We start from the raw sequence: 26,095 nt of genomic DNA on the forward strand, positions 1-26,095 counted from the left end.
ACACCCTTGAAGGTGTGAAACAGGCTTGGTCTTATGCGCATGTTAAGGTGAGACTTCTGTATTTTTGGCTATTTTGTAGATATGTTCAGTGGTGTGATGTATATGTCATGGAAGTATTATGCATAAGGATGTAAAGTAAAAGGGACGCAAACAAACATGAGATCAAATGGGCATGTTTATGGTAAAATATATGGAGTTATAGAAGACCTGAAAGAGGAGTACTTTATGACACAATTTGTCTATAAGCAAATTATTGACGATCTTAAAATGAAAATTTTCGCTGGAAAGTTTGCCGATATGAGATTGCCAGATGAACGTAGTCTTAGTGAGACTTACCAGGTTAGTCGTAGTTCCATAAAGCGTGCTCTGACTAAAATGGAGAGTGTCGGAATTATTTTCAAAAAGCAGGGTTCCGGGACATTTATTAATCCATTATACATAAGAAATGAATCTATCTTTAACTACGAAGGCTCTAATCTAGGAGTTACTGATAATTTTCAAATGCATGGCAAAAAGCCCAAAATCAAAGTATTGAGCTTTGAGGTCGTTCCACCGACAGAAGAGCTACAGCGCGATTTGTTCTTGGATACTCATGATTTTGTTTATAAAATCGTTCGCTTACGTCTGTTTGATGACGATCCCTTTATGATCGAAACGGGCTACATTCCCATTAAAATTGTCCAAGATTTAAATCAGACGATTATTGAGGGTTCTATTTTTAATTATTTAGAGGACTCGCGAAACTTGGCCGTCACCAAATCCTTTTTATCTATTTTTGCAGAGCCGTCTCAAGAGGATGACCAAGAGCTACTACAATTGAAAGAAAACGAGCCCGTGGGCATTATGGAGGGTGTTTTCTTTTTGGATAACGGCACGCCATTTGAATTTTCACATATGCGATTTCATTACAAATATTTAAAATTTAATACCTTTGTATCGGTACACTAACGAAAAGACTGGAGAATTCTCCGGTCTTTTTTATATGCTTTTGAAAAAGAATTAGAGTCTGCGAATCCTTCATTTAACACAAATTTTATTGGTTTAAACTTCTATATATTTTAATGTAAGAGCTATTTTACTGTCTTTTTAATTTATATTTCATAGTATGTTCAAAATTTCACAAAATTGGACCGTATCACTTGTGAAAAAGGTTGAATTTAATCGGCGTAGCGTTATGATGTACATGTAGATGAAATTTCCGGAAATAAATTACAAACAAGATTACAAAACAAATTACTAGGGAGTGGACATCATGGCCTTATCACCCGTGTTAGCAGAATACTCATCTCCAACATATTTGAAAAAACTGGATGCCTACTGGCGTGCAACCAACTATATTTCAGTAGGTCAGCTTTATTTAAAAGACAATCCTTTGTTGAGAGAACCTTTGAAAGATTCGGATGTAAAGGTGAAGCCTATTGGACACTGGGGCACGATTCCAGGCCAAAACTTTATTTATGCTCACCTTAATCGTGTTATTAATAAATATGATTTGAACATGCTTTACATTGAAGGCCCTGGTCACGGCGGCCAGGTGATGGTCTCCAATTCATATCTTGATGGAAGCTACACTGAAATCTATCCGCAAATCACGCAGGATATCGCAGGCATGAAGAAACTGTTCAAACAATTTTCGTTCCCTGGTGGTATTGCTTCACATGCTGCTCCTGAAACACCTGGATCTATCCATGAAGGTGGAGAGCTGGGCTATTCTCTTTCTCATGGTGTGGGTGCTATTTTGGATCATCCGAGTTTGATTTCGGCTGTTGTTATTGGGGATGGTGAAGCTGAAACGGGTCCATTAGCGGCTTCGTGGTTCTCTAACAGATTTATCAACCCAATCACGGATGGCGCAGTGCTGCCGATCTTGCATTTAAATGGCTTCAAAATTAGTAACCCAACGATCATGTCTCGCCAATCAAAGGAAGAGTTAACCTCGTTCTTTAAAGGTTTGGGTTGGGAACCGTTTTTTGTTGAAGGTGAAGATCCTAACCACATGCATCCAGAAATGGCGAAAGTATTAGATACTGCCATCGAGAAGATTGAAGCTATTCAGAAGAATGCGCGTGAAAATAATGATCTTACTCGTCCGGCGTGGCCAGTGATTATCTTCCGTTCACCTAAAGGCTGGACAGGTCCAAAGGAATGGGACGGCGTACCGAATACAAATTCGTTCCGTGCCCATCAGGTTCCAATTCCAGTTGATCAAAAAAATATGCAGCACGCACCTGCTTTATTAGAATGGTTGAATAGCTATAGACCAGAGGAATTATTCGATGAAAACGGCCGTTTAAAAGCTGAGATTGCCGAAATTCTGCCTACAGGCAATAAACGAATGGGAATGAACCCTGTTGCGAATGCGGGTAACCTCATTAAAGACTTGAAATTGCCAGATTTCCGTAACTATGCGCTGGATAACTCCACGCCTGGTAAAGTGATTGCGCAAGATATGTCGGTTTTGGGTAAATACGTTAAAGATGTGGTTGTTTTAAATGAAGAGAATCGCAATTTCAGAATCTTTGGACCTGATGAAACGATGTCTAACCGCTTGGCTCCTGTTTTTGAAGTAACCAAACGCCAATGGATGGATCAAATTATTGAGCCTAATGATGAATTCTTGTCATCTTATGGTCGTGTCATTGATTCCCAATTATCCGAGCATCAAGCGGAAGGATTGCTGGAAGGTTATGTGTTAACAGGTCGTCATGGTTTCTTTGCAAGTTACGAAGCCTTCCTGCGTGTGGTTGACTCGATGATCACTCAACACTTCAAATGGCTGCGTAAAGCAACGGACCAAGGATGGCGTGCAGATATCCCGTCACTGAATGTTGTAGCAACTTCAACGGTCTTCCAACAGGATCATAATGGGTATACACACCAAGATCCAGGTTTGTTGGGCCATCTGGCCGATAAGAAACCAGAATTTATCCGTGAGTATCTGCCCGCAGACGCCAACTCTCTGCTAGCTGTTTTTGACACTATTTTAAATGACCGTCAAAAGATCAATTTGGTTGTTTCGTCCAAACACCCACGCCCACAATGGTTCTCTGCTGATGAAGCGAAAGAATTGGTGGACAAAGGATTGAAGATTATTGACTGGGCAAGTACAGACCAAGGTGGAGAGCCTGATATTGTCATCGCTTCTGCCGGTACAGAGCCAACGATTGAAAGCTTAGCTGCAATCTCGATCTTGCATAAAAAACTGCCTGACTTGAAGATTCGCTACATCAACGTAGTAGATTTGCTGAAGCTGAGAAGCCAAAAATTGGACCCTCGTGGATTATCTGACGCCGAGTTTGATCAATTTTTCACAAAGGATAAACCAGTTGTGTTCGCTTTCCATGGTTATGAAGGTCTGATCAAAGATCTGTTCTTTGATCGTCACAACCATAACCTGCATGTACATGGTTACCGTGAAAATGGCGATATTACGACACCATTTGATATGCGTGTATTGAACCAAATGGATCGTTTTGACTTAGTGAAGGAAGCTGTTCTAAATTTACCTGACGCTGGTAAGTACGCAAGTATTGTGGATGAAATGGATGCAATGGTTAAGAAACATCATCAATTTATTCGTGAAGAGGGCATTGACCTGCCAGAGGTAGAGAACTGGGTATGGGAAGGCTTGAAATAAAAATCACAGTACACTTCGGCTTTGTGTTGGACAACCAAGCAGTCAAGCATGAAGTGAAATATATAATGTAGTAGTAGCATATAAGTGCCTGACCCCTTGACTTCAAGTATGATTTCAACGGGGATCAGGCACTTTTTAATGCAGCATATAGAAAATTTAATAGGAAAGTCACGAGCTGGTGGGTAATAAATATATGGGGAACCGAACTGGTACGCTGTTTTTGTCTGAGCATTGAAGAGGTGTTACGGTATAAGAGAATAATAAAGGAGGCTGTTAATATGAACGATCCAATTCCGGAAAAGGTATTGAATGATAGCACTAAGGTGCCTGTTATTGGGTTTGGAACTGCTGGATTGAAGGGTGCAGATCCCCAAGTCCTATGAGGGGCTATAATCTACAAGAGTAAATGAGAAGGGTTCAAAAATCTGTGAAGGGTTTTTGAACCCTTCGCTTTTAATAATAGCCAAAAGTATTCGATAGGTCCGGTATATAGCTATGATGAATGATGAACATTTTTAACCGGATTTGAGGTATGATATGGGGGAATGTAGCCCTTCAAAGGAGGTTGCCATGGGAATTTTATCAAGGTTCAAGGATATTATGAAGGTGAACATCAACGCCTTAATGGATAAAGCGGGTGATCCGGAGAAGACCATTGATGATTATATGCAAAACTTGAACAGTGATCTGGGCAAGGTGAAAGCGGAAACCGCCTCGGTGCTGGCTGATGAGAAAAGAGCGAAAAGAGCACTGGATGAATGTAGGGCTGAGATCAAAAAGCTCCAGCATTATGCAAGTAAGTCTGTGGAAGCAGGCAATGAAGAGGATGCTCGAAAGTTTTTGGAGCGTAAAGTCTTGCAGGCAGAGAAACTGGAATCGTTACAGACATCCTATGAATTAGCTTCGGCAAACGCCGTACATATGAAACAAATGCAGGAGAAATTGGTGTCCGATATAGGACAACTGGAACTGCGGCATGCTGAATTTAAAGGAAAGCTGGCGGTTGCCAAAGTACAGCAAACCTTAAATTCTATGGGCGACCATGACTCTGTTTTCGGGACCTTGGAAGAAAAGGTGAACAGGGCATATGATGAAGCGATGGCGATAGCCGAGCTCCGAACAGGGACAAAGGACGACTTGGACACGTTGTTTGCACAATATGAGAAGAGTACCGATGCAGAAGATGAGCTGGCTGCAATCAAGGAAAAAATCAATCCCAAAGAACCATAATAGTTTTTAGATATGAGGTGAGCAGATGCCAGTTATCGAATACAAATGCCCCAACTGCGGCAGCGGCATGGTCTTTGACAGTGAGACAGGCATGTTATCATGCCATAGCTGTGGAAGAGAGGACAACATCGAATCGATTCCTGATCCTCTGACCAATCGTGTTTTTTCAGAATATGAGGCCCATGAGTATCATTGCAATAACTGCGGGGCAGTGATTATGACCGAGGTGGAGACGAGTGCAACGGTGTGCAGCTTTTGTGGCTCTGCCGTGGTGCTGGGTGATCGGCTGACCGGGAAGCTGGCTCCGGCACAGGTTATTCCTTTTTCAATCAGCAAGGAAGAAGCTATAGCTGCGTTCAAAAAATGGTGCAAGAATGGCCGTCTGACACCGAACCGATTTATGATAGCCGACCGAATCAAGGGAATAACCGGTATGTATGTCCCCTTCTGGTTATATGACCTACATAATCAAATTGAGGTTCAAGGTGAAGGCACCCAAGTAAGAACCTATACGAGCGGAGACTACGAATACACAGAAACGAAGCATTTTGATGTATATCGGAAAATTCGTTTGAATTATGTGAAGGTTCCGATTGATGCTGCGGAGAAAATGAATGATGAGCTGATGGATAAATTGGAGCCTTTTCCGTATGATCAGCTCAAACCTTTTAAAACGCCATATCTGGCGGGTTATATTGCGGAAAAGTATAGTTATAACGAAGAAGAACTATTCCCGCGGGTAAAAGACAAAGTGAAGGAATATATTGATGCTTATATCCAGTCTACGGTGTCAGAGTATACGTCCGTGAGTTACACGGAAAAGCAAATTGATACTACCTTAAAACAAGCGGATTATGTCCTGCTTCCGGTATGGGTTATACACTATGACTACAATCAATTGGAGCATACGTTTGCGATGAACGGTCAGACGGGCAAGGTAGTTGGTAAGCCCCCGATTAGCAAGTTCAAAGTGACAGCTTGGTTTGCAGGCATTTTCGGCATAACTCTCTTTTCATTAAGGTTCATAACTTGGCTAATCATGGGGGGAGAATTCTATTGAACAGATATAGAGCCATTGTGGCCGTTTTGTTGTTCTTTGCCGTTTTTCTGGCAGTTCCTATGGAAATGAAGGGCGAAGCAGCAACGACAGAAATGAAGCCATTGATTTATGATGAGGCGGGTCTGCTTAATCAGGAAGAGTATGATGTGTTGAACACGATGGCTAACCAATACGGAGCCGAAAGAGAAACAGACATTATTATTTATACGACCAACAATCCCGACAATATGGATGTTATGAAAATGACGCAGGATTTTTATGACGACCATGGCCCAGGGTATGACAGATCTCATGGAAATGCAGTCATTTTAACGATGGATATGAGAAATAGAGAGGTTTATTTAGCTGGATTCTACAAAGCAGAGCGGTATCTGGATGACGACAGACTCACTAAAATCCGCCATGAGATTACCCCGGATCTGACGAACGGCAACTATGGGCTTGCATTTCAAAAGTATATTCTCGGCGCGTACAAATATTTAGCCGTCCGTCCAGGGGTGAATCCGGACAGTATATTTTTCAAAGGCTGGCTTCACTTGGCTATTGCGCTGGGATTGGCGTCGATTATTGTAGGTAAGATGGTTTCCAATTCCGGCGGACGGGTTACGGTAAATCGACAGACCTACGAGGATGCAAGCACGTCAGGGGTTCTGGCACATCAGGATCTGTACACTCACACCACGACAACGAAGCGGAAAATTGAAAAGAGCAGTAGCAGCAGCTCATCTGGCGGAGGAGGCGGAACCACCAGCGGAGGTCATTCGCATAGCGGCAGCAGAGGATCATTTTAACGGAAGGGATGGATACAGCACATGGGATTCTTCAGAAATCAATTTGCAAATGTAGTAGAATGGGAAGAATTTAGGGATGACATGATTTTTTGGAAATGGAGCAATCGTGAAATTAAAAAAGGTAGTAAATTAATTATCCGCTCCGGTCAGGACGCGATTTTTGTCAATAACGGCAAGATCGAGGGCATTTTTGAGAATGAAGGGTCGTATAACATGGACTCGGATATTATTCCGTTTCTATCAACATTAAAAGGGTTTAAATTCGGCTTTAACAGCGGTATGCGGGTGGAGGTCTTATTCGTTAATACGAAGGAGTTTACGGTCAAATGGGGAACACAAAATCCGGTTTTGATCCCTACTCCCCAACTGCCAGGCGGGATGCCGATTCGTGCCAACGGCACATTTAATTTTAAAGTAAACGATTATGTTACGCTTATTGATAAGATTGCCGGGGTAAAGGACAGTTATCTTGTTGAGGATGTTAAAATACGCATTACTTCCGTGTTGGATCAGTTATTGATGAAGTGGATCAGCAGAGAAGGCAAGGATATGTTTAATTTACAGGCGAATGCCTCCGATATTTCGAAGGGTATTCAAGAAGATCTGGATATGCAAATGATGGACAACGGAATGACGATTACAGGCTTTCATGTGATGAGCTTCAATTATCCTCAGGAAATTCAGGATATGATTACAAAGACAGCTTCTCACGAAATGATCGGGAATCTACAAAAGTACCAACAAGTGACGATGACCGACGGTATGGCATCGGGGAATGTAAAGGGCGGCGGTGCTGCTTCGGACATGGCGAGTATGATGATGGGGATGAATATAGCGAATGAAATGATGAAAAATTTGAACCCAAGCCAGCAGCCCCCGGCTGAAACCCAGCCTGCATCCAATGCTCCCACTTCTTCTGGTGACGGTAAAAGACCTAATTTTTGTCCAAATTGTGGCACAAAAAACGAGGGAGCTAACTTTTGTCCGAATTGTGGACAGAAATTGAACGGGTAGCCATAGCCAACCGCTGAACGGTTTCTTTTCAGGAAATTGGCGACTGGCTAAGTAATTTCATAAACCAAACAGCAGTTGTTACAGAGTATTCTCTGTGATGACTGCTTTTTTAATGCAGTTTGTTCAAGTGTTTTCTTTATAAATCTGATTTATTGGATTGAAAAAGGTACACAGGATAAGGTACTATAGCTATATAATACGTATTTATATTAACTAATTAGTAATTACATTAATAAACTATAGGTATAGGAGCCATAAAGATGACCAAATTCCAAGATCAAATCATTGCGCGGTACAAGTTTGATGATGCAGAGAACGTCGGCAAGGATAGCTCCGGACAAGGTAATGACGGGATTGCTTCAGGCACAGCAGCACCTACAATCTCCCATGCTACCGGAGGAGCGGCTTTGGCACTTGAGGGGGGACCCAACGGAACATCGTATATTCAGCTTCCTTCCGATTTATTTAAAGATGTAAGCGATAACACGGGTGTTACAGTGACGGCTTGGGTGAACTTTGGCAGATTCACAGATATGTGGGAACGTGTCTTTGACTTTGGTAAATCCCATACAGGGCCTTATATGTTTATGACACGGAATCTGCGCGGAACTCTCTTCACTGATGCTGATTTATCCGTAGACCCAGGAAGAGGCTTTGTCAGGGATGAGTGGATGCACATCGCTCTGTCTGTAATCGGCACAAAAGGCGGTACATTAAGCAGTGCAGGCCCGGTCGTATATGTCAATGGTGAAGTGGCAGCAGACGGTTCCATCAGCCAAACCTCCAGTGGTAACTATGCTAAGCTGCGCAAATGGTTTGAAACGTTTGCAGATACGACCAACTATAGCAACAATTTTATCGGTCGTTCCCAACATGCAGCAGATGTAGACTTTGCTGGCTTGGTTTCGGACTTCCGAATTTATAAAGCAGGCTTGACGGCGGATGAAGTCATTGAGGTCATGTGCGATTCATTGACAGATGAGGAGATCGTGAAGCTTGCCCGCGATAAGTATTTATCATTTCCGACGACAATTATAACCAAAGACATACCTCTGCCAACGGTTTTGATGGGTGGAAGAGTAGAAGTGACCTGGAAATCCAGCCAAACTAGTATACTTTCTGACAATGGACAGGTTCAGGCGATTACTTCCGCACAGGGGGTCACTGTTACGGCTCTCTTGACCAGAGGTTCAAGCCGGATTGAAGAAAGCTTTGAAGTATCCGTTCTCCCGGAACAACTGCCTCCGTACACACTGACCATTCATGGGAATAAGGAAGTTGTGGATGTCAGCGAAGTGATGTACGGCTTGTTCTACGAAGATATCAATAATGCGGCAGATGGCGGGATTTATGCAGAACTTGTGCAAAATCGTTCTTTTGAATCCTTCGAGTTTGATACGTATTCCCATGCTTCGGGTGAATGCGGCTGCTCTACAGGACGGAACCGCAATCCACTGTTCGCCTGGTCTGGTGATACGGACAAGATGACTCCACAACATAGCGGTGGATTAAATGAGTTTTTGGGCGCAAAAGACAAGGATGTGAACTCTTATTATGTGACGGTAGCGGATGGGGCAACGATTCGGAACAAAGGCTTTTCTGATTCTAACCAGAATTGTGCCATGTCCATCCAGGAGGGGGCCAAGTATGAGTTCACCATCTGGGCCAAGGCCGAATCGGCGGGTACCATCACACTGCAACTTCAAGACTCGAAGGAAAAGGACATCAGTGATTCGGTAACCATACAAGTAGAGGGTGGCAACACGTGGAAAAAGTACGGTGTGCAGTCCAAGCTGGTGCTGACAGGTACAGCTACAGTTCTGGGACAACTGGCACTTACATTTGAAGGGGACATTTCCATTGATATGGTCTCCTTATTCCCACAAGATGTATGGGGGGCAGGCGAGGAAGAGCAATCCCCATCAGCACACGCTAACTATCAGGGCAACCCTAACTACCGATTGAGAAAAGATCTGGTGAACGCACTGGTCGGCATGCATCCGAAGTTTTTGCGTTTTCCAGGTGGTTGTATTTCCGAAGGATCGTTTATATGGGAAAATGTATACGACTGGAAGGAATCCATTGGGGATATCGAGCTGCGCAAGGAAAATTTTAATGTATGGGGCTATATGATGACCATGGGTCTTGGTTATATGGAATACTTCCAGTTGGCAGAAGACCTCAATGCAGTTCCGCTTCCGGTTATGGCCTGCGGTGTGCTTTGCCAAGCCCGCTCGGATTATGCTCACCCGGCTGGTGGCGCACTAAGAGAATACTATATCAAGAATTTTACGGACCTGATCGACTTTGCGATCAGCGTTGATTTTGAACATAATGAATGGGCTGCCATGCGTAAAAAAATGGGCCATGCAGCACCGTTCGATCTGCGTTATCTGGGCGTGGGGAATGAAAACTGGGGCACAGAGTTCTTCGCCAACTTTGAAGTGTTCAAGACATCGATTGATGAGTACATGGAGAAAAATTATCCGGAACATGAGCTGCATATCATCTCCACGGTTGGCGCTCAAGCAGACGATGATGCCTATCAGCAGGGCTGGAAGTTCCTGAGCGGTAATCTGAAGGGTTCAGCCAAGGTTGCTTTTGCAGACGGTACCCAGGTGATGGAAGAGACTGTAACCTGGTATGAAAAGCAAAAAGACTATATGGACACCATTGCCGATGAACACTATTACCGTTCTAATGAGTACCTGTTGAATAATGTGGACCGCTATAATTACTACTATCGGGCTTATAACGCGGACGGCAGTATCAACTGGAAAGAAACGTCGAAGGTTTTTGTTGGGGAATATGCCTCGACAGATAAAAATACATTGGCAGGCGCAGTCGCAGAAGCAGCAGTGATGACAGGCTTCGAAAATAATGCCGATGTCGTCCGGCTGGCTGCCTATGCGCCGCTGTTTAACAAAGTCCTGACGGACGGAACCTACAGATGGACACCGGATTGTATCTGGTTTGATGACGAAACCGTATGGTTTACGCCAAACTATTATGTGCAGCAAATGTATGCCCAGTATTTGGGGAATAAAGTATTGGCCACTTCGTTCTCTACTTACAAAAACGGAAAGCCGATCGACCTCATTCCTCAGGGTGGAATCGAAATCGCGACAGGCAACGCCGAGATTGTGGTTAAGCGTGTGACGGTTACCTCCAACAAGGACGGCAGTGTGCTGCTGGATCAAGATTTTACCAAGGAATTGAATCCAGCCTGGCAAGTCATTCCCGGTTCCGTGGGATCTACGGTGGAGGAAGACAAGGGGCTTGTCCTCAAAGCCCAGGATAGCGGTCTGAATGGTCTGTACATCTTGAACGACAGCTGGAACAACTACAAGGTAGAGGTGGTTGCTTCCCGCCTTTCTGGCACGGACGGTTTCTATGTGGGTGCAGGTCTCACGGATATTACCGCTGAGAAAAGGAACGTCATCGAATATGCGATTGGCTATGGCGGCAATGCTACTGGCGTGAAGGTTTACAAGCAAGGGATAGAAGGTTATACCATGGGGGATTACTCTTCCAGTACCGCGGCGGGCAACCTGAGAGCGGCGAGCTATGAAGAGCTGACCGACAACACCGACTACACCATTACGGTGAACTATGGAGGAGAAACGGGTAACAACCTGATTTGCTCATACACGGACGGCAAAACCACCAGCAAAGTACTGGATTACAAGCTGGAGGCTTACAACAGAGACGTGTTTCATTCAGTGACCCAAGATGCTGAACATGTATATGTGAAGCTTGTGAATGCCGACAACGTAGATAAGGCGACACAGCTGGATCTACAAGATATGAGTGTCGAGTCGATCGCCAAGCTGATTACACTAACCGGCGATTCCTCGCTGGTTCATATACCGAACGTGAATAAGAAAAATGATGAAAAGATAGTGCCTACTGAACAGCAGATTACGCTGCATACAAATTCTGTCCTCTTACAATTACCAGCTAACTCGGTAAATGTACTGGTACTGGATCTAAAGGCGTAGTACCCCTAAGAAGTTAGGCGATGAGTTTTGCATTTTTCACACACTGGACATATTCTTATGAAAAGTTAAAACCCGCTCACTGAGCGGGTTTTTTATGGTTCAAGTCAGAGCGTTGTTAATTCGCTTTTCCTGAAGGGCATTACTTGCTGCTTCTGTTTACCAATTCACGCGGATTGGTGCCATCGTCCATCGTTAGCGGGGTAGGCGCACCTGTGGCAATTCGCTCCCAAGGCACCATTTTAAAGTTCTGATTTAACTTCTTGCCGTTTTCGAGGTTTTCGTCATCTTGTGCAACGAAGATGCCATGAGGGAAATTCTTGCCTAACCCGTAGCCAAGAACATCAATACCGTCTGTGACAGACGTACCATCTACGGTAGGGCTATCACCGATTGTGAAATTGCTTATATATGCATTGTCGCCTTGTCGTTCATAGATGGCATAACTGCTGTTGCCTTGGCTGGAGGCCATGAGGTACCCCTTGCCGTCTTTGCCGTAATACAATGTGAGTCCCTCTATGTCATCGTGAAGTCTACGTCCATCTGCAATATCAACACGTCGCAGCGGCTTGGATGAACCGTCTGGCTCGGTACTATATTTCCAAATGGCGTAATCCTCTTCAGCAATATAGAGCGTACCATATTCATCATCAGCAACCATGCCCTCAGATTGCGTAGCCAGCTTAAACTGACGGACAAGCTTGCCAGCAATTTTGCCGTTTCCATTGTCCGTCAGCTCATATTGCTCAAATTCACCCTCTTTGCCCAAAGCGAGCGCATAAAACTTATCTGTCTTGAGACTATGATACAAACTGAATCCGTATACTTCTTTCATGGTTGCTTTAATAGGTTTGTCAACCACGTTGGTTAATGTTCCTGATACACCATCAATGGCAAAGATATCGATCGTGTTGTTGGTGCGATTGGTTGCGCCTGCAATATCGACTTTTTTGCCGCCCAATGTGAAACCGTAACGAAGATCCACGTTGTTCATTTTTCCGACTTTCATGTTTTGCAGCTGCTTGCCATCCAGATCGTAGACTAAAATTCCGCCGCCTTTATTGGTAGCTAAAATTCTGCTCTTACCCGGATCAACCGGATTGAGCCAGATCGCAGGGTCGTCAGCTGCATCTTCTCCATTCTCCACGGCTTCGGTTTCGACAGAAGGGAGCACTTTATAGGTGGGAACTGCATCCTTGGGATCTGCATATTTACTGTTCTCTGCTTCAAGCGCAGTAATCACTTTTGTAGGAAGATATACATTTCCATTGATCATCTTGATTTCCCGGTCTGCTTTTCCAGTTTGACCAGCTAGACGATATTGCTTTTCACCGACGGTAAAGGTTCCAACAATGCCATTTTTCAGCTTGATCAACACTGAATGGTCATCACTGTCCCATGTAATTTTTGCCCCTAATTTATCTGCTTGTGTACGAAGGGATTCGTACCCCGTGGGCTGAGCCACTGCCACATGGGTCATAGCAGGTGATACTAGAATCCCGGTCAACAAGGTTAATAGTGCAATTTTAGTTGCCTTCATATGTATGCCCCTTTTCCGAAGTAGAAATGATATAACCGACTCAGTATAAAGCGACATTATCAAAATAAAACCATCAAAATGTAAAGGCGACGTAAACATTCAGTTGGCTGGTTTCCAGTATTGTTGTCTGTAATTCTTCGGTGACATTCCAAACCTTTCTTTGAAACACTTAGAAAAATAACTGGCTTGGGAGAATCCTGTTTCCTCCGTAATTTGTTGGACGGACCAGTCGGTTTGCAGCAAAAGACTGCGTCCTTGATCCAGACGGTAGTCCATTAAATACTCTAGCGGCGTGCGTTGGAAGGTGGTCTTCATGCATCTGGCAAGGTAGTTTTGATGTACGTGAAAATGTGCCTCTAGGTCTTTATTCGTGATGGCATTTCTGTAGTTTTGTTTTAGAAATATTTCGATTTGTTCAGCTAACTTGGAAGAACTACTTTTATAATTCTCATCATATTCCAAACTCTGAAAAATATTCACAAATGTTTGTTGAGTCTCCCATAGAGCCAGCTTTCGAGTTTTTAAAGTAGAGGCTAGTAAATAGTCCAATTTAGAGAACAGCTCATGGGGATTAACTAGTTTTTGATATTTGGGGAGATGGATGGTGGTATGTTCTGAATGAAAATGCAACTCAGGAATGGGGGTGCTAGGGATAATAAGATCAGGCGAGGATTGGGCGCACCACATGCTATTGGTTTGAAAATGAAACCAGTAAAAAGAGGTTTGTTCTGTACATGCCTCGATGGGAAAATGGTGTTTATCCGGTTCAAGAATGAGCACATGATTTTCAGGTACTCTCCATGACTCGTCCTCCTCACCGATGTGCAGTAGTCCTTCTTTAATAATGATTACGTCAAAATAACCCAAGTTATAGCGATTCGGGTGCCAATCCCCTTTGTGGTATGTAGTAAAATTCCCCTCTATGAAATAAGGCAATGGAGGAACAAGGAAAGATAGAAAGCCTGTTTTGCTCATGGAAGTCAGCTCCTTTGTGTGTGAAATCGTATAAGTTTTAGTTAAAGATCGCGATTTTTTTTATAAATTCAGGTTGATAAAATAAGGACTGTAGCAAGAGGAACTTAGGTCAGCTTGTTCGATATTATCCTTACTTTATCCTTATTTTTAAAAAAATGAAAGCGTTCTATTTTCAGGAAGGGATGTTTATCCAATGAAAACGGCAAAGCCAGTAAAGCATGTCATCGTTGATGATTCATTTTGGAAAAAGTATAAGCAGGTTGTAGCGGAAGAGGTCATTCCTTATCAGTGGCAAGCATTAAATGATGAATTACCAGATACAGAACCCAGTCATGCGATTGAGAACTTTAGAATTGCAGCCGGGGAATCCAGTGGGGAGTATTATGGAACCGTTTTCCAGGACAGTGATCTTGCCAAATGGCTGGAGACGGTTGCCTTTAGTTTAAGGGATCATCCAAATTCTGCGCTGGAAGAGCGCGCGGATGAAGTCATTGATCTGTTAGGGAGAGCTCAAGCTGAGGATGGATATCTGAATACGTACTATTTGCTGAAGGAACCTGACAATCGCTGGACAAACTTAAGGGACAATCATGAGCTGTATTGTGCGGGACATTTTATAGAAGCGGCTGTTGCTTATTATGAAACGACGGGTAAGACGAAATTCCTCAACATTATGGAGAAATACGTAGACCTGATTCAGCAGACTTTTGGTACGGAAGAAGGGAAACGAAAAGGCTATCCGGGGCATGAAGAAATTGAGCTGGCTTTGATCAAATTATACGACGTAACGGCTAAGGATCAATATCTTAAATTAGCGCAATATTTTATCGAACAGCGGGGACAGCATCCTATTTATTTTGTGGAGGAGCAAGAAAAGAGAAAACATATTCAAACAGAGCCTACCTGGAATGATGATAACAATATTAATTTCGGCCTAGGCTTCGAATATCAGCAGGCACACCAACCTGTACGGGAACAAAAAGAGGCTGTCGGCCATGCGGTAAGAGCAGTGTATCTGTATATTGCGATGGCGGACCTAGCTGCCAAAACGGGAGATGCCTCTCTGTTACAAGCCTGTGAAACGCTATGGGATGATGTCACGAACCATAAGATGTACATTACCGCCGGAATCGGATCTACGGTGAACGCGGAAGCATTCACTTGCCATCACGATCTTCCCAATGACAGCATGTACTGCGAAACTTGCGCTTCTGTAGGGCTGGCTTTCTGGGCTAATCGCATGCTGCGGTTAACGCCGGACCGGAAATATGCTGATGTCCTGGAGCGTGCGTTATACAACGGAACGATCAGCGGAATGGACCTGGACGGAAAACGGTTTTTCTACGTGAATCCGCTGGAAGTCAATCCTTTTCAAAATTCGAGAAAAGATCAGGAACATGTAAAAACAGAGCGGCAAAAATGGTTTTTCTGTGCCTGCTGTCCACCTAATTTAGCGCGAATGATTGCATCGGTGGAAGACAATATGTACACCCAGACCGAGGATACGTTGTATACGCATCTGTATATTGCCAGCAAGGTCAACGTGACTTTATCTGGTCAAGAGGTTGAAATTACACAAACCCATCATTATCCGTGGGATGCGGAGCTTGCTCTTTCGATCCATGTAGCAGATCCAACTGCATTTAAATGGGCACTGCGAATCCCAGGGTGGTGCAAGCAGGCAGAGGTCAAGGTGAATGGGGAAGTCCTATCGCTAGACCATCTGGAAAAAGGCTATGTAGAGATTCAGCGCACTTGGAAGGATGGCGATGTGGTCACATTGCATTTGGCTATGCCGGTGGAGCGCATTCGGAGCAACCCGCTTGTCTCCATGAATCAGCAGCAAGTTGCTCTTCAACGCGGCCCGGTCGTGTACTGTCTGGAAGAGGCTGATAATGGGGCGAACCTGGCAGGATTGAGATTACCCAAGGATAAACCCGTTACAGAAGAGTTTATTGAAAATCTGCTGGGTGGCATTGTAAAGCTGACCTTAGAGGGATATCGGGTAAAAGCTTCAAATGCATTATACAGCTCGGAGCCCCCTGAACTTGTTCCTCAACAAATTACCGCCATTCCTTACTACGCCTGGTGCAATCGGGCCAAAGGGGAAATGCGTGTATGGGTTTATGAATCATAATTCATTCGCATGGGGAGAGGAAAGATCATGAGTACGAGAATTGTGAGTACGGAACCACCTGAGAAAGCAACCAGTACCGTTCCTTTTCATCGTAAAATCAGTTATTCGTTAACAGATACGGCAGGCAATCTACTATACTGTGTCATTTCCAGCTATCTATTATACTTTTATACGGATGTATTTGGTCTTTCTATCGGGATTGCCGGGACATTACTATTTATCACCCGTTTTATCGATGCCATTGATGCCCCGATCTGGGGCATCCTGATTGACCGGACCAAATCGAAATACGGCCAGAGCAGACCTTATTTTCTATGGTTAGCTGTTCCGTTTGCCGTGTTCATGGTCCTTACGTTTACGACGCCCAATTGGAGTGAATCGGGGAAAATTGCATACGCGGCCATCACTTATATCATAGCGGGTATTCTGTATACGGGAATCAGTACACCGATTACATCTATTCTGCCTAACCTGAGCACCAATTCCAATGAACGCGTGGTTTTGAACTCTTTCCGTATGGTCGGGGGAAATGTGGGCTTCTTCATCGCCACCACATTCACTTTACCTCTGGTAGCCTTCTTTGGACAGGGGAATGACCAGAAGGGATTTTCTCTAACACTCGTTTTATTTGGCATCATGGCGATTATTATGTTTTTCATAGCGTTTGCCGATTTACGCGAAAATGCGGCTGTAAAAACGAAATCTGTCCCGATTGCCAAAAGCTTTGCAGCTATCAAGCGAAACTGGCCGTGGATGCTCGTTGTAGCTGCTAACCTGTGTTACTGGATCGGTTTGAACATTCGTTCTGCCACGCTCATTTTTTATCTGCAATACAATCTGGACAGTAAGGACTTGGTGCCTTTAATCAATGGATTGACGTCTTTGCAATTAATCTCCATGGTCCTGATTCCGTTGTTTGCCAGAAAATTAAGTAAAAATACGATCATGATTATCGGATTGATCTTAGCTGCACTAGGTCAAGTCGTGATTTTAATGGGAAGTACAAACTTAACCCTTATTATTGCGGGCTGGATCATTGGTGCATTAGGATCAGGCTTTGCGTGTTCGATGCCATTTGCCATGTTGTCCGATACGGTTGATTATGGGGAATGGAAAAATGGAATTCGGGCAAGTGGATTCCTGACTTCCATTGGAAGCGCATTCTGTATTAAGGCAGGTAGCGGAATTGGCGGATTATTGCCAGCATGGGTGATGGATAGCACAGGTTATATTGCCGGAAAGGTCCAAACCCCGACTGCTTTGTCTGGCATTCAGTTCAGCTTCATCTGGCTGCCGTTTATCGTCTTCTTGATCGGAATTATTCCTATGTCTTTCTATAAGAAATTCGAAAAGAATGAGGCTTCTATTCAGCAAGATTTAATTGCGAGAAGATCATGATTGTTCTCTTAACAAAGGATTATACACACCAGGGGATAGTATAATCCTGCTTCAAAACCTGCTCAGCTCAGAAAGCAGGTTTTGAAGTTTTTTTCTATTTAAATGTGAGTAAAGCCATTGACAGAATTTTCTTTTAGAGTGATACTTCTATGTAGAGAAAAGTGTACAGAATCAAGAGCCAGAGACATCTAGCCTTGCAACTTTATACATTTTTTCGCCATGAAAGACTCTTCTGTTGAAGGGTTTTTTTCAATTTGAAAAAAAGAATGTGATGATATGAGTCAACTAAGTGTAAGGATGAGAACGCATGGCTTTCTGAATCGGCATTTTTCAGGAGAGTCCATTGATTATCGGCAGATTATTGCCCTGTTTATCCCGCTTCTGATTGATCAGGCTTTTATCGTGGGTCTTAATTTGGTCAACACAGCCATGATCAGCTCGTCGGGGATGGCGGCGGTCAGTGCTGTAAATATGATTGATTCATTAAATATTTTTCTAATTAATGTGTTTGTGGCTGTGTCTACCGGGGGTACGGTTGTTGTGGCGCAGTATAAGGGGAGCGGTAATGACCTTATGGTCTCTAAAGCAACCTCCGGTACGATATCCTCCGTTTCCTTGTTGGCCTTATGCATCAGTCTGTTTATGATCCTGTTGTACAATCCCATTTTAAGCGTCCTGTTTGGCTCCGCTTCGGCTGATGTATTGGCTAACGGCAAGGCATATCTACTGGGAAGCTGTATATCTTTTGTGGGAATTGCGATCGTTGAGGCCGTATGTGGAGCGCTGAGAGGGATCGGCAAGACGAGGGCGTCGCTGGCTCTCTCGCTTATCATGAACTTTTCATACGTGCTGCTGAATGTCGTGTTTATTAATTTGTTGGATATGGGTGTGCTGGGCATGACGATTGCAGTGAATGTGTCCAGATATGCAGGGGCTGCCTGCGCGTTGATCTATTTGGTCAGGGTGGATGACGACCTGCGTGTTCAGCTTAGAGATATGCTTTATTTTAATCTGGCCATGCTTAAAAAGATCCTGTTTATTGGTCTTCCTTTTGCAGCGGAACAGATGTTTTTCAATGGAGGTAAAATTTTAACTCAAATTTTCATTGTGAGCCTGGGGACCAATGCATTGGCGACGAATGCTATTTGCTCCTCCCTGGCTAACGTGTTCCAAATTCCTGCGAATGCATTGGCTCTTACGATTGTGACCGTGGTTGGTCAATGCATGGGACGGCGGAATGTACACGATGCCCGCAAGTTTACCAAATCGTTTATTTGGCTGTCGTCCGCTTCGTTTATTGTAATGGGACTAATCCTAATGCCTTTGTTCAAGCCGATGGTGGGGCTGTTTCATCCACCTGCTGAAATTGTAGATGACATTTTTATGGTCATGCTGATTAATACGCTGGCCCAGATTCCACTCTGGTCCATCGCCTTTATTACACCCTCTGCACTTAGGGCGGCGGGGGATTCCAAATTTACGTCCCTCACCTCGATGCTGTCCATGTGGTTGTGTCGGGTAGTGCTCGGGTATGTCTTGGGCATTGTGTTCAACTTGGGGATTGTGGGTGTCTGGCTGGCCATGGATATTGAATGGGGTGTGCGGGGGATCGTTTTCCTCTGGCGCTTCCGCGGCAGCAAATGGGTCCAGCATCGTTTGATCGACTGAATAGGTCCACTACTATAAAATTGACCTCGGAATGAGGTGCTTTATAGTAGTGGATTTTTTTATAGAGGTTTAAAGTTACGTACGCTTTATTCCATTCTAATCCCTATATTGCCTAACTGTGCTCCCTGCTGCATATGGTAAAAGGCTTGCGCTGTCTCTTGTAGAGGGAAGACGCTATCTATAATGGGATGAAGGGAATGGCGCTCCATGAATTGGAGCATGTCTGCGAATTCCTCGCTGCTGCCCATAGAGGTACCGATGATGCTGATCTGTGGAAAAAATATGGAACGAAGCGGAATCTCTATCTGATCACCTGAGCTTGCGCCAAATGTAACGATCCGACCATTCGGTTTGATGACATCCAGATATTTGTCGAACGTAGCGGGTCCGATGCTGTCGAGGATCAGATCCACGGTGTCTCCGTTCATGCTTTCTTTCCAATCGCTATCACTGTTGAATGCATGATGAGCGCCATGGGTGAGGGCAGCTTGTTGTTTTGCTTCGCTGCGTGATGTGACGCTGACTCGTGCACCCGCCGCTAAGGCCATAAGCATGGCATACGTGGCTACCCCGCCGCCAATACCGGGGATGAGGACATGGTCCCCCTGCTGTAGTTGGCCTCTAGTGAAGAGCGCGCGGAAAGCGGTCAAGGCAGACAGAGGCAGTACCCCTGCCTCTTCCCAAGACAGGTAAGCTGGCTTGCTGACGGCATTTTGAGCGGGAATGATAACCGATTCGGCCAATGTCCCGTCTGAAGGACCGCCCAGAATGGCAGGAACCAAGGGAACGTGGCGTGTTTTCTCCCATCCGATACATGGATTGATGATTACTTCAGTGTCTACCAGCGAGGTTGGAACGCCAGCGCCTACAGCTTCGATCACGCCTGCTCCATCCGATCCGAGAATGAGTGGAGCATCGTTGGCGGTTCGATCCGCCATGAGGAACAGATCCCGATGGTTCAAGCCTGCAGCTTTGAGTCTGACCTCCACTTCGCCATGTCCTGGTTGTCTGTCCGTAACGTCCTTATACATCAGGCCCTCAAGGCCGTTTTTGTCAGTATGGATTACAGCTTTCATTTTAAAGCCTCCTGTGGTCGGGTTTTAGATGCATTTGCATGTACTTTGAATTGTACAGAGCGGCAGGCATCCAGTAAAATGAACAAAATCGAACGTCAATATCATAAATGATCATACCAAGCAGGTGATGTATATATGGAAAGCAGTGATTTGAAAATTTTTCGGGCGGTTGCTCGCGAAGGCAGTATCACAAAGGCTGCGCAAGTGTTGAACTATGTCCAGTCCAATGTAACCTCGCGGATTCAGCAGCTTGAGGCACAATTGAACGTGCCGCTATTTCGCAGATCTAATCGCGGAATGACGCTAACGTCGGCAGGAGAGAATCTGCTGGAGTATGCAGAATCCATACTGACCTTGCTCGACGAGGCAGAGAAGTCTACCCAATATTCGGACCAGCCTGCGGGACCGTTGCGATTGGGCTCGATTGAGACGACTGCGGTTACGCATCTAACGACTTTATTGCCGGGATATTACGCTCAGTACCCTGATGTGCAGCTATCGCTGATGACCGGGGGGACGCATGCTCTTGTACAAAAGGTACTAAATTACGAATTAGATGGGGCATTCGTCTATGGTCCTGTCGATGATCCGAATATAGAGCATGTGGCGGCTTTTGAAGAGGAGTTGGTGCTTATTTCGGAACCGGGAGAAAGCGATATGAGCAAGCTGCTTGCCAAGCCTATGCTATTCTTCGATGTAGGCTGCACACATCGGGCAAGAGCGGAGAGCTTTCTGAGCGATGCAGGTGTGGATACGTATCAGATTATGGAATTCGGGACATTGGAAGTTATTTTGGGTGGTGTAGCCTCTGGTCTGGGGGTATCTATGCTTCCACACTCATCAATTGCAAAGGCGAGGGAGACGGGAAGGATTGCTTCACATCGTTTACCCGAAACCTATCGTAAATTAGAGGTGTGGTTTGTTCATCGGCGGGATTCGGTATACTCTAGTGCGCTGTCAGGCTTGCTCCACTGGATGAAAAAGGATGCTATACTAAACTGGGATTAAATTGACATCAGGGGTGTATCATTTGGAAGAAATTAATTTATCGAAAAGTCCACCTGCATCAGCGTCGGGAGAACCTATGAGGAATGGCGGCTACCATCGACGAGAACCGGATAAGATGGCGTCATTATCGCAGACATACGGGTCCTCCATCTTTTTCAGAAGATGGGCCGCCTGGATGATTGACTTCATTCTTATCGTTTTTGGGTATGGAGGGCTGGTCTATTTTATAGCGAAAAAAGTAGCTGAAACAGAAAGCCCCAATATGGGTATGGTAGTGATTCTCTTCATGGTTGGCTCTTTCTGTTATTATCTGTTGCTGGAAGGACTTACGGGCTATACGCTGGGCAAGTTTGTACTTCGTATTCAGGTCGTGAATGGAGAAGGAAGGCCGCCAGGCATGATTAAATCGTTGATCCGTACACTCATACAAATGGTGGATACAAATCCGCTGCTTTTCTGGGGGCTGCCTGCCGGTATATGTGTGCTGGTGACACCTCGGAAACAACGGATTGGAGATATGGCTGCCAATACATATGTAGTTAGGACACGGGATTTGGGGAAGGTGAGCCAAAAGAAAACCGGGATTTTTGCAGGGGCAATCATCCTGATGACGATCATTTCGGTTGTTTTTGCGGTGTCCTTAATTTCTACGCTCATTGCTCAAATCGTGAAGCCTGAGGTATTTACCAGTAAGGATAATCAGTTTGCAGTTACGGCTCCGTGGAATTGGTCACGAGATAACTCGATGAATCAGGAAGCGGATATTTCCATTAAAAATGAATTCACCGATAGATATTTGATGGTATTGTCTGAACCGAAAAGCGACTTTGACAGCAGTATGACCCTTCAAGAATATAAAGGGATTATTGAAGATCATTTGGTGTCAGAAATTACGGACCCCGAATTGGGGAGCGCTTCTGACAGGGCGGTGAATGGATACCCAGCCATTGAATTCACCCTAAAAGGAGAAGTGGACGGGATTCCGGTTATGTATAATGTGACCACCATCGAAACCCCTTCGCATTATCATCAAGTGCTTGCTTGGACCTACGCTTCCCGATATGGCCGAGCACAGCAAGAGCTGCGCAAGATTAGAGACAGTTTCCGTGAAATGAATATGATGTAAAGCGAACATGAAGCAGCCACTAACATCAAAACGGAGCAGGCGGAATAGTGCTGTACAAGCGAAGCACTATCCGCCTGCGTGGCGGCGCTATAGTAGATTTATATAGATCATTTGATCATACAATAGAATGTCTGATCACTCGCAATCCGGCCACCTTCGCTACCTTGCCTTGTGGCTGGGCTGTGAATCGAATCGTAACTTCACGCTTTTGGCTCGTCACAGACAGAGGCAGCTCATAGGTAAACGTCTCGAATTTACTCATTTCCTCGGATTCCAGCTTGCCTTCTCCTAAATTCTGACCATCGGCAGTGATGTCAAAGTCGCGATGAGAGCGGCTCAAGTCCTTCAGATAAGTGACCGCCAACTGGACAGGCTCATCCGGGAGAACCTTCATGACAAAAGAGAACCAGCCCCCAGGCCATGTGTCGCGATATTTGCGATTATAAATGGACCCTAGGCCTACGTGTTCTCCAGTGAAGGAATGATCCCGTTCCGGCTGCATTTCGGCAGGCTGCACAACGTCGACTGTAAGTCGCTCCAGCTCAAGCTGGTACGCTAACGCAGTGCGGTATTCTGCCTCTGTTGCTGCCCATTCCTCCTTGGAAAAGAGATCCCAATAGACGGTATAGGAACGGTCATAGACCTGGTAAAACGGACGAAGCTGCAAGTCTCCGATATAACCCAGATCGCTTAGATGGAATGTATTCGGCTCGCTCCTGTCAGCAATCAGCTTGGTTGTCAGGGAATCGGCCGATCCGATCAGAACAGATGCCAGCAGACGTTCCTCATTGAACTCCTGTTCAATAGGACCCAGATCTCCAGCCAGCACAAGCGGGCCGTACATCAATGCAATTCGGCGCGGATTATCCGGCATTTCTTCAACTCTTACTGTCATAGGAATATCGTACTCGACCGTATCCCCGTCGTTCCATTCCCGTTCAATGACAATATAACTGGTAGGACAAGCCTCTGCGGCATACTCTTCTCCGTTGATCTTAATCTTCATTCCCTGCTCCGCCCAATGAGGGCATCTTAGCTTAATCGTGAAGAGCTTGGGCTCCTTGCTTATGACACGCAGCGTTCCTTGCCCATTTTGCGGAAAGAGAGTTTCTTGTTTGAGCTGTACATCCATCTCATCCCACGTCAAGGTAGAAGGGACATACTGATTGACATAGAGTGTGTTTAATGTATGAAAATAAATCGCCGTGCCGTACATAGAGTGACTCTCCATACCGGACCCCACGCAGCATGTAAAATCGTCATATTGAGAATTAAAGGACTTGTGTCCACCCATTTCGAGGGATACAAAATAGCACACCCGTCCATCGACAGGCTGCTGTGAAGCCAAAATATGATTGAACATCGCTCGTTCATAGTAGTCGGCATAGGCCGCATAAGCGTCCCACTCAAACATATGTCTTGTCAATTTCAACATATTATAGGTGTTGCAGGTTTCACAGGTACCTTCGCCCAAACGATCATTCAGCTTGCCAGGTTCGCCAAAATGCTCATTATAGCTATTGCCGCCAATCACGTAGGAATGTTTGTGAACCACCCGATCCCAGAAAAAGCGGGAGAGGTCCGCATATAGAGGTTTGCCTGTCATTTCAAACTGCCGTGCTGCACCAATGACCTTAGGAATTTGTGTATTGGCATGTCTTCCTGCCAGCGTATCACGTCCGTCTGCCAGATCATTCAGCACTTCTCCATGATAAAAGCGTTCCGCTAGGTTCAAAAAGCGCTTTTCCCCGGAATGTTCCGCCAGATCGGTCAGCACTTCGTTCATGCCGCCAAACTCGCAATGAAGCACCTGTTGCACCTGCTCATCGTTCAGCCCTTGAAATACATTCGCCAGCCAGTCGCCGAGTTTGATTTCCATCGCTAAAGCTTTGGGATGATGAGCGAGCAGGTGGGCATCACGCAAGCCTGCGAAGAGCTTGTGCATCGTATATAGCGGAACCCAGCCTCCGTTAAGGTCAAAACCTTGGGAGCGGATATCCCCGGCTTTAACCTCCTCGAAAATTTCCCTTCCGCGCGGGATGCCGGAAATGTATCCGTTTCCATGACTGTTTTGGCATATTTCCAGTTCGTCAATCACATAGTTTACTCGTTCCAGCAATCTTTTGTCGCCTGTGGAGGCAAACATTAGCGAACAGCCAGACAGGTAGTGACCGAGTGTATGTCCACTGATGCCGCGTGCTTCCCAGCCTTCATAGTGAGCGGCCTTGGGCTCCAGTCCCGCATATTCACGAAAACGCGACAATAAACGGTCAGGTTCCAAGCTCAGCAGATAGGTTGCATTCAGCTCCATAGCGTGGTGAAGTGGGCCGGAATCAATGCTTACTTTATGCAAGTCAAAAGCTTGTGCTTTCAAAATCATCGCTCCTTAGCTAAGATGAAAGTGTATATTTCTCCACTACCTTAGCATTGCAACCGTGGTATGTCAGTAGCTTAACCATACAATAGGTGGACAAATCCGAGCTGAACCAAAGGAGGAAATAACATGACCTATCTGAAAGTGAATGTAGATACTCCGATCCAGCTGATCTCGGCAGGCGAGTTCGTTTCCGAGGTGCCATGGAAGCATATGAGCCGTTCCATTGAGAACTTTGAGTTGATCCTTGGTGTCCAAGAGACGGTATATATACAGGAGGAACAGGAGAATTTTGAAATAGGGGAAGGGGATATTCTATTGCTGTACCCCGGTCGTACGCACCGAGGATACCAGGAGTCTTTGCCGGGGGTTAAATTTTATTGGTTTCATTTCGATGCTCCAGCGACCCCGAATGTATTATCTAATGAGGAGATGAAGCAGGAAACAAGTGTTATGGACGGGCTTATGCAACGTCATGGCGTGATGCGCGATATCTATTTGCCGCAAAGTGTACAGGCCGATAACGGAGATCGGATTCATATTATCGTCAATCAGATTTTGCATGTTGCCAACTCGCATTATCTTACGTATCACAGTGCGAATTATTTGTTCACCTCACTGTTGATCGAGATCTCTGAACTGGCTCTCAGTCGCTTGATCTCCAATCCCGTCCATTCGCAAGGGAATGTGAGCATAAACAAGATTATCGAGTGGACTCGAATTCATGCTGAAGAACCGCTGACCGTATCCGATCTGGCTCGCAAGTTCAATTACAACAAGGATTACATATCTCGCTTGTTCAAGCAAAATACAGGCATGCGTCCCTTGGAGTTCATTCACAGCATTCGAATCAACAAAGCTAAGGAATTGATTTCCCGTACAGATATGAGCATTAAGCAGGTGGCGGAAGAAGCAGGATACAGCGATGAGAAGTATTTTATGCGATTGTTTAAAGAGAGCGTCCATATGACTCCTTCACAGTATCGGAATGCCTATCACAAAACATTTATGAACAATGTCTAGTCCATTTCCGCTTCATGGCAGGCATAGCTTATCAGACTAT

At 45.0% G+C, this 26,095-nt stretch carries 17 protein-coding genes; 13 read left to right on the forward strand and 4 right to left on the reverse strand.

From position 1 onward, the window contains the following. Positions 1-156: 156 nt before the first annotated feature. From ACQQ6X_RS23390 to ACQQ6X_RS23420, 7 genes are all read left to right on the forward strand, one after another. A complete protein-coding gene (locus ACQQ6X_RS23390) occupies positions 157-948 on the forward strand; it encodes a GntR family transcriptional regulator (RefSeq protein ID WP_305167253.1) in 792 nt (263 codons plus the stop codon). A gap of 304 nt (positions 949-1,252) precedes the next feature. Continuing rightward, the gene (locus ACQQ6X_RS23395) at positions 1,253-3,637 is read left to right on the forward strand and encodes a phosphoketolase family protein (protein ID WP_305167254.1); all 2,385 of its coding nucleotides are present in this window, start codon (positions 1,253-1,255) and stop codon (positions 3,635-3,637) included. Positions 3,638-4,207: 570 nt separating this feature from the next. Further along, positions 4,208-4,867 carry a PspA/IM30 family protein gene (locus ACQQ6X_RS23400; RefSeq protein ID WP_305167255.1) on the forward strand — a complete coding sequence of 220 codons (660 nt, stop codon included), beginning with the start codon at positions 4,208-4,210 and terminating at the stop codon, positions 4,865-4,867. 25 nt (positions 4,868-4,892) lie between these two features. Beyond that, complete coding sequence (locus tag ACQQ6X_RS23405) at positions 4,893-5,927, forward strand: TFIIB-type zinc ribbon-containing protein (protein ID WP_305167256.1); 1,035 nt, start codon at positions 4,893-4,895, stop codon at positions 5,925-5,927. Beyond that, complete coding sequence (locus ACQQ6X_RS23410) at positions 5,924-6,718, forward strand: TPM domain-containing protein (RefSeq protein WP_305167257.1); 795 nt, start codon at positions 5,924-5,926, stop codon at positions 6,716-6,718. The genes ACQQ6X_RS23405 and ACQQ6X_RS23410 overlap by 4 nt, the downstream gene beginning before the upstream one ends. A gap of 21 nt (positions 6,719-6,739) precedes the next feature. Continuing rightward, a complete protein-coding gene (locus ACQQ6X_RS23415; protein ID WP_305167258.1) occupies positions 6,740-7,732 on the forward strand; it encodes an SPFH domain-containing protein in 993 nt (330 codons plus the stop codon). A 260-nt stretch (positions 7,733-7,992) separates the two neighbouring features. Continuing rightward, positions 7,993-11,733, forward strand: coding sequence for an alpha-L-arabinofuranosidase C-terminal domain-containing protein (locus tag ACQQ6X_RS23420; protein WP_305167259.1), 3,741 nt, complete (start codon positions 7,993-7,995; stop codon positions 11,731-11,733). 139 nt (positions 11,734-11,872) lie between these two features. On the opposite strand, the gene ACQQ6X_RS23425 is transcribed toward ACQQ6X_RS23420, so the two are convergent. Together ACQQ6X_RS23425 and ACQQ6X_RS23430 are read right to left on the reverse strand one after the other, a co-directional pair. Further along, a complete protein-coding gene (locus ACQQ6X_RS23425; protein ID WP_305167260.1) occupies positions 11,873-13,270 on the reverse strand; it encodes a phytase in 1,398 nt (465 codons plus the stop codon). A 99-nt stretch (positions 13,271-13,369) separates the two neighbouring features. Next, positions 13,370-14,245 (reverse strand): helix-turn-helix transcriptional regulator, encoded by an 876-nt coding sequence (locus ACQQ6X_RS23430; RefSeq protein ID WP_305167261.1) that lies wholly within the window; start codon positions 14,243-14,245, stop codon positions 13,370-13,372. Between the two features lie 193 nt (positions 14,246-14,438). On the opposite strand from ACQQ6X_RS23430, the gene ACQQ6X_RS23435 reads away from it, so the two are divergent. From ACQQ6X_RS23435 to ACQQ6X_RS23445, 3 genes are all read left to right on the forward strand, one after another. After that, entirely contained in the window at positions 14,439-16,382 is a 1,944-nt protein-coding gene (locus ACQQ6X_RS23435; protein WP_305167262.1) for a glycoside hydrolase family 127 protein, read from the forward strand. Positions 16,383-16,409: 27 nt separating this feature from the next. Next, positions 16,410-17,780 (forward strand): MFS transporter, encoded by a 1,371-nt coding sequence (locus ACQQ6X_RS23440; protein WP_305167263.1) that lies wholly within the window; start codon positions 16,410-16,412, stop codon positions 17,778-17,780. Between the two features lie 276 nt (positions 17,781-18,056). Next, the gene (locus ACQQ6X_RS23445; protein WP_305167265.1) at positions 18,057-19,448 is read left to right on the forward strand and encodes an MATE family efflux transporter; all 1,392 of its coding nucleotides are present in this window, start codon (positions 18,057-18,059) and stop codon (positions 19,446-19,448) included. 86 nt (positions 19,449-19,534) lie between these two features. Here the strand turns inward: ACQQ6X_RS23445 and ACQQ6X_RS23450 are convergent, their stop codons facing one another. Beyond that, positions 19,535-20,524 (reverse strand): zinc-binding dehydrogenase, encoded by a 990-nt coding sequence (locus ACQQ6X_RS23450; RefSeq protein ID WP_305167266.1) that lies wholly within the window; start codon positions 20,522-20,524, stop codon positions 19,535-19,537. Positions 20,525-20,659: 135 nt separating this feature from the next. Between ACQQ6X_RS23450 and ACQQ6X_RS23455 the strand changes: the two genes are divergently transcribed. Both ACQQ6X_RS23455 and ACQQ6X_RS23460 read left to right on the forward strand, forming a co-directional pair. Then, a complete protein-coding gene (locus ACQQ6X_RS23455; protein WP_305167267.1) occupies positions 20,660-21,532 on the forward strand; it encodes a LysR family transcriptional regulator in 873 nt (290 codons plus the stop codon). 22 nt (positions 21,533-21,554) lie between these two features. After that, positions 21,555-22,658 carry an RDD family protein gene (locus tag ACQQ6X_RS23460; RefSeq protein ID WP_305167268.1) on the forward strand — a complete coding sequence of 368 codons (1,104 nt, stop codon included), beginning with the start codon at positions 21,555-21,557 and terminating at the stop codon, positions 22,656-22,658. Positions 22,659-22,773: 115 nt separating this feature from the next. Here ACQQ6X_RS23460 and ACQQ6X_RS23465 read toward each other — a convergent pair whose 3' ends face one another. Beyond that, positions 22,774-25,032: a glycoside hydrolase family 127 protein gene (locus tag ACQQ6X_RS23465; protein ID WP_305167270.1), complete on the reverse strand. Its 2,259-nt coding sequence runs from the start codon at positions 25,030-25,032 to the stop codon at positions 22,774-22,776. A gap of 129 nt (positions 25,033-25,161) precedes the next feature. Between ACQQ6X_RS23465 and ACQQ6X_RS23470 the strand changes: the two genes are divergently transcribed. Then, positions 25,162-26,055 (forward strand): AraC family transcriptional regulator, encoded by an 894-nt coding sequence (locus ACQQ6X_RS23470; protein WP_305167271.1) that lies wholly within the window; start codon positions 25,162-25,164, stop codon positions 26,053-26,055. The last annotated feature ends 40 nt before the right edge of the window (positions 26,056-26,095 follow it).

It is taken from the genome of Paenibacillus ottowii (assembly GCF_050516475.1).
In the GTDB taxonomy this organism is placed as follows: Bacteria; Bacillota; Bacilli; order Paenibacillales; family Paenibacillaceae; genus Paenibacillus; species Paenibacillus ottowii.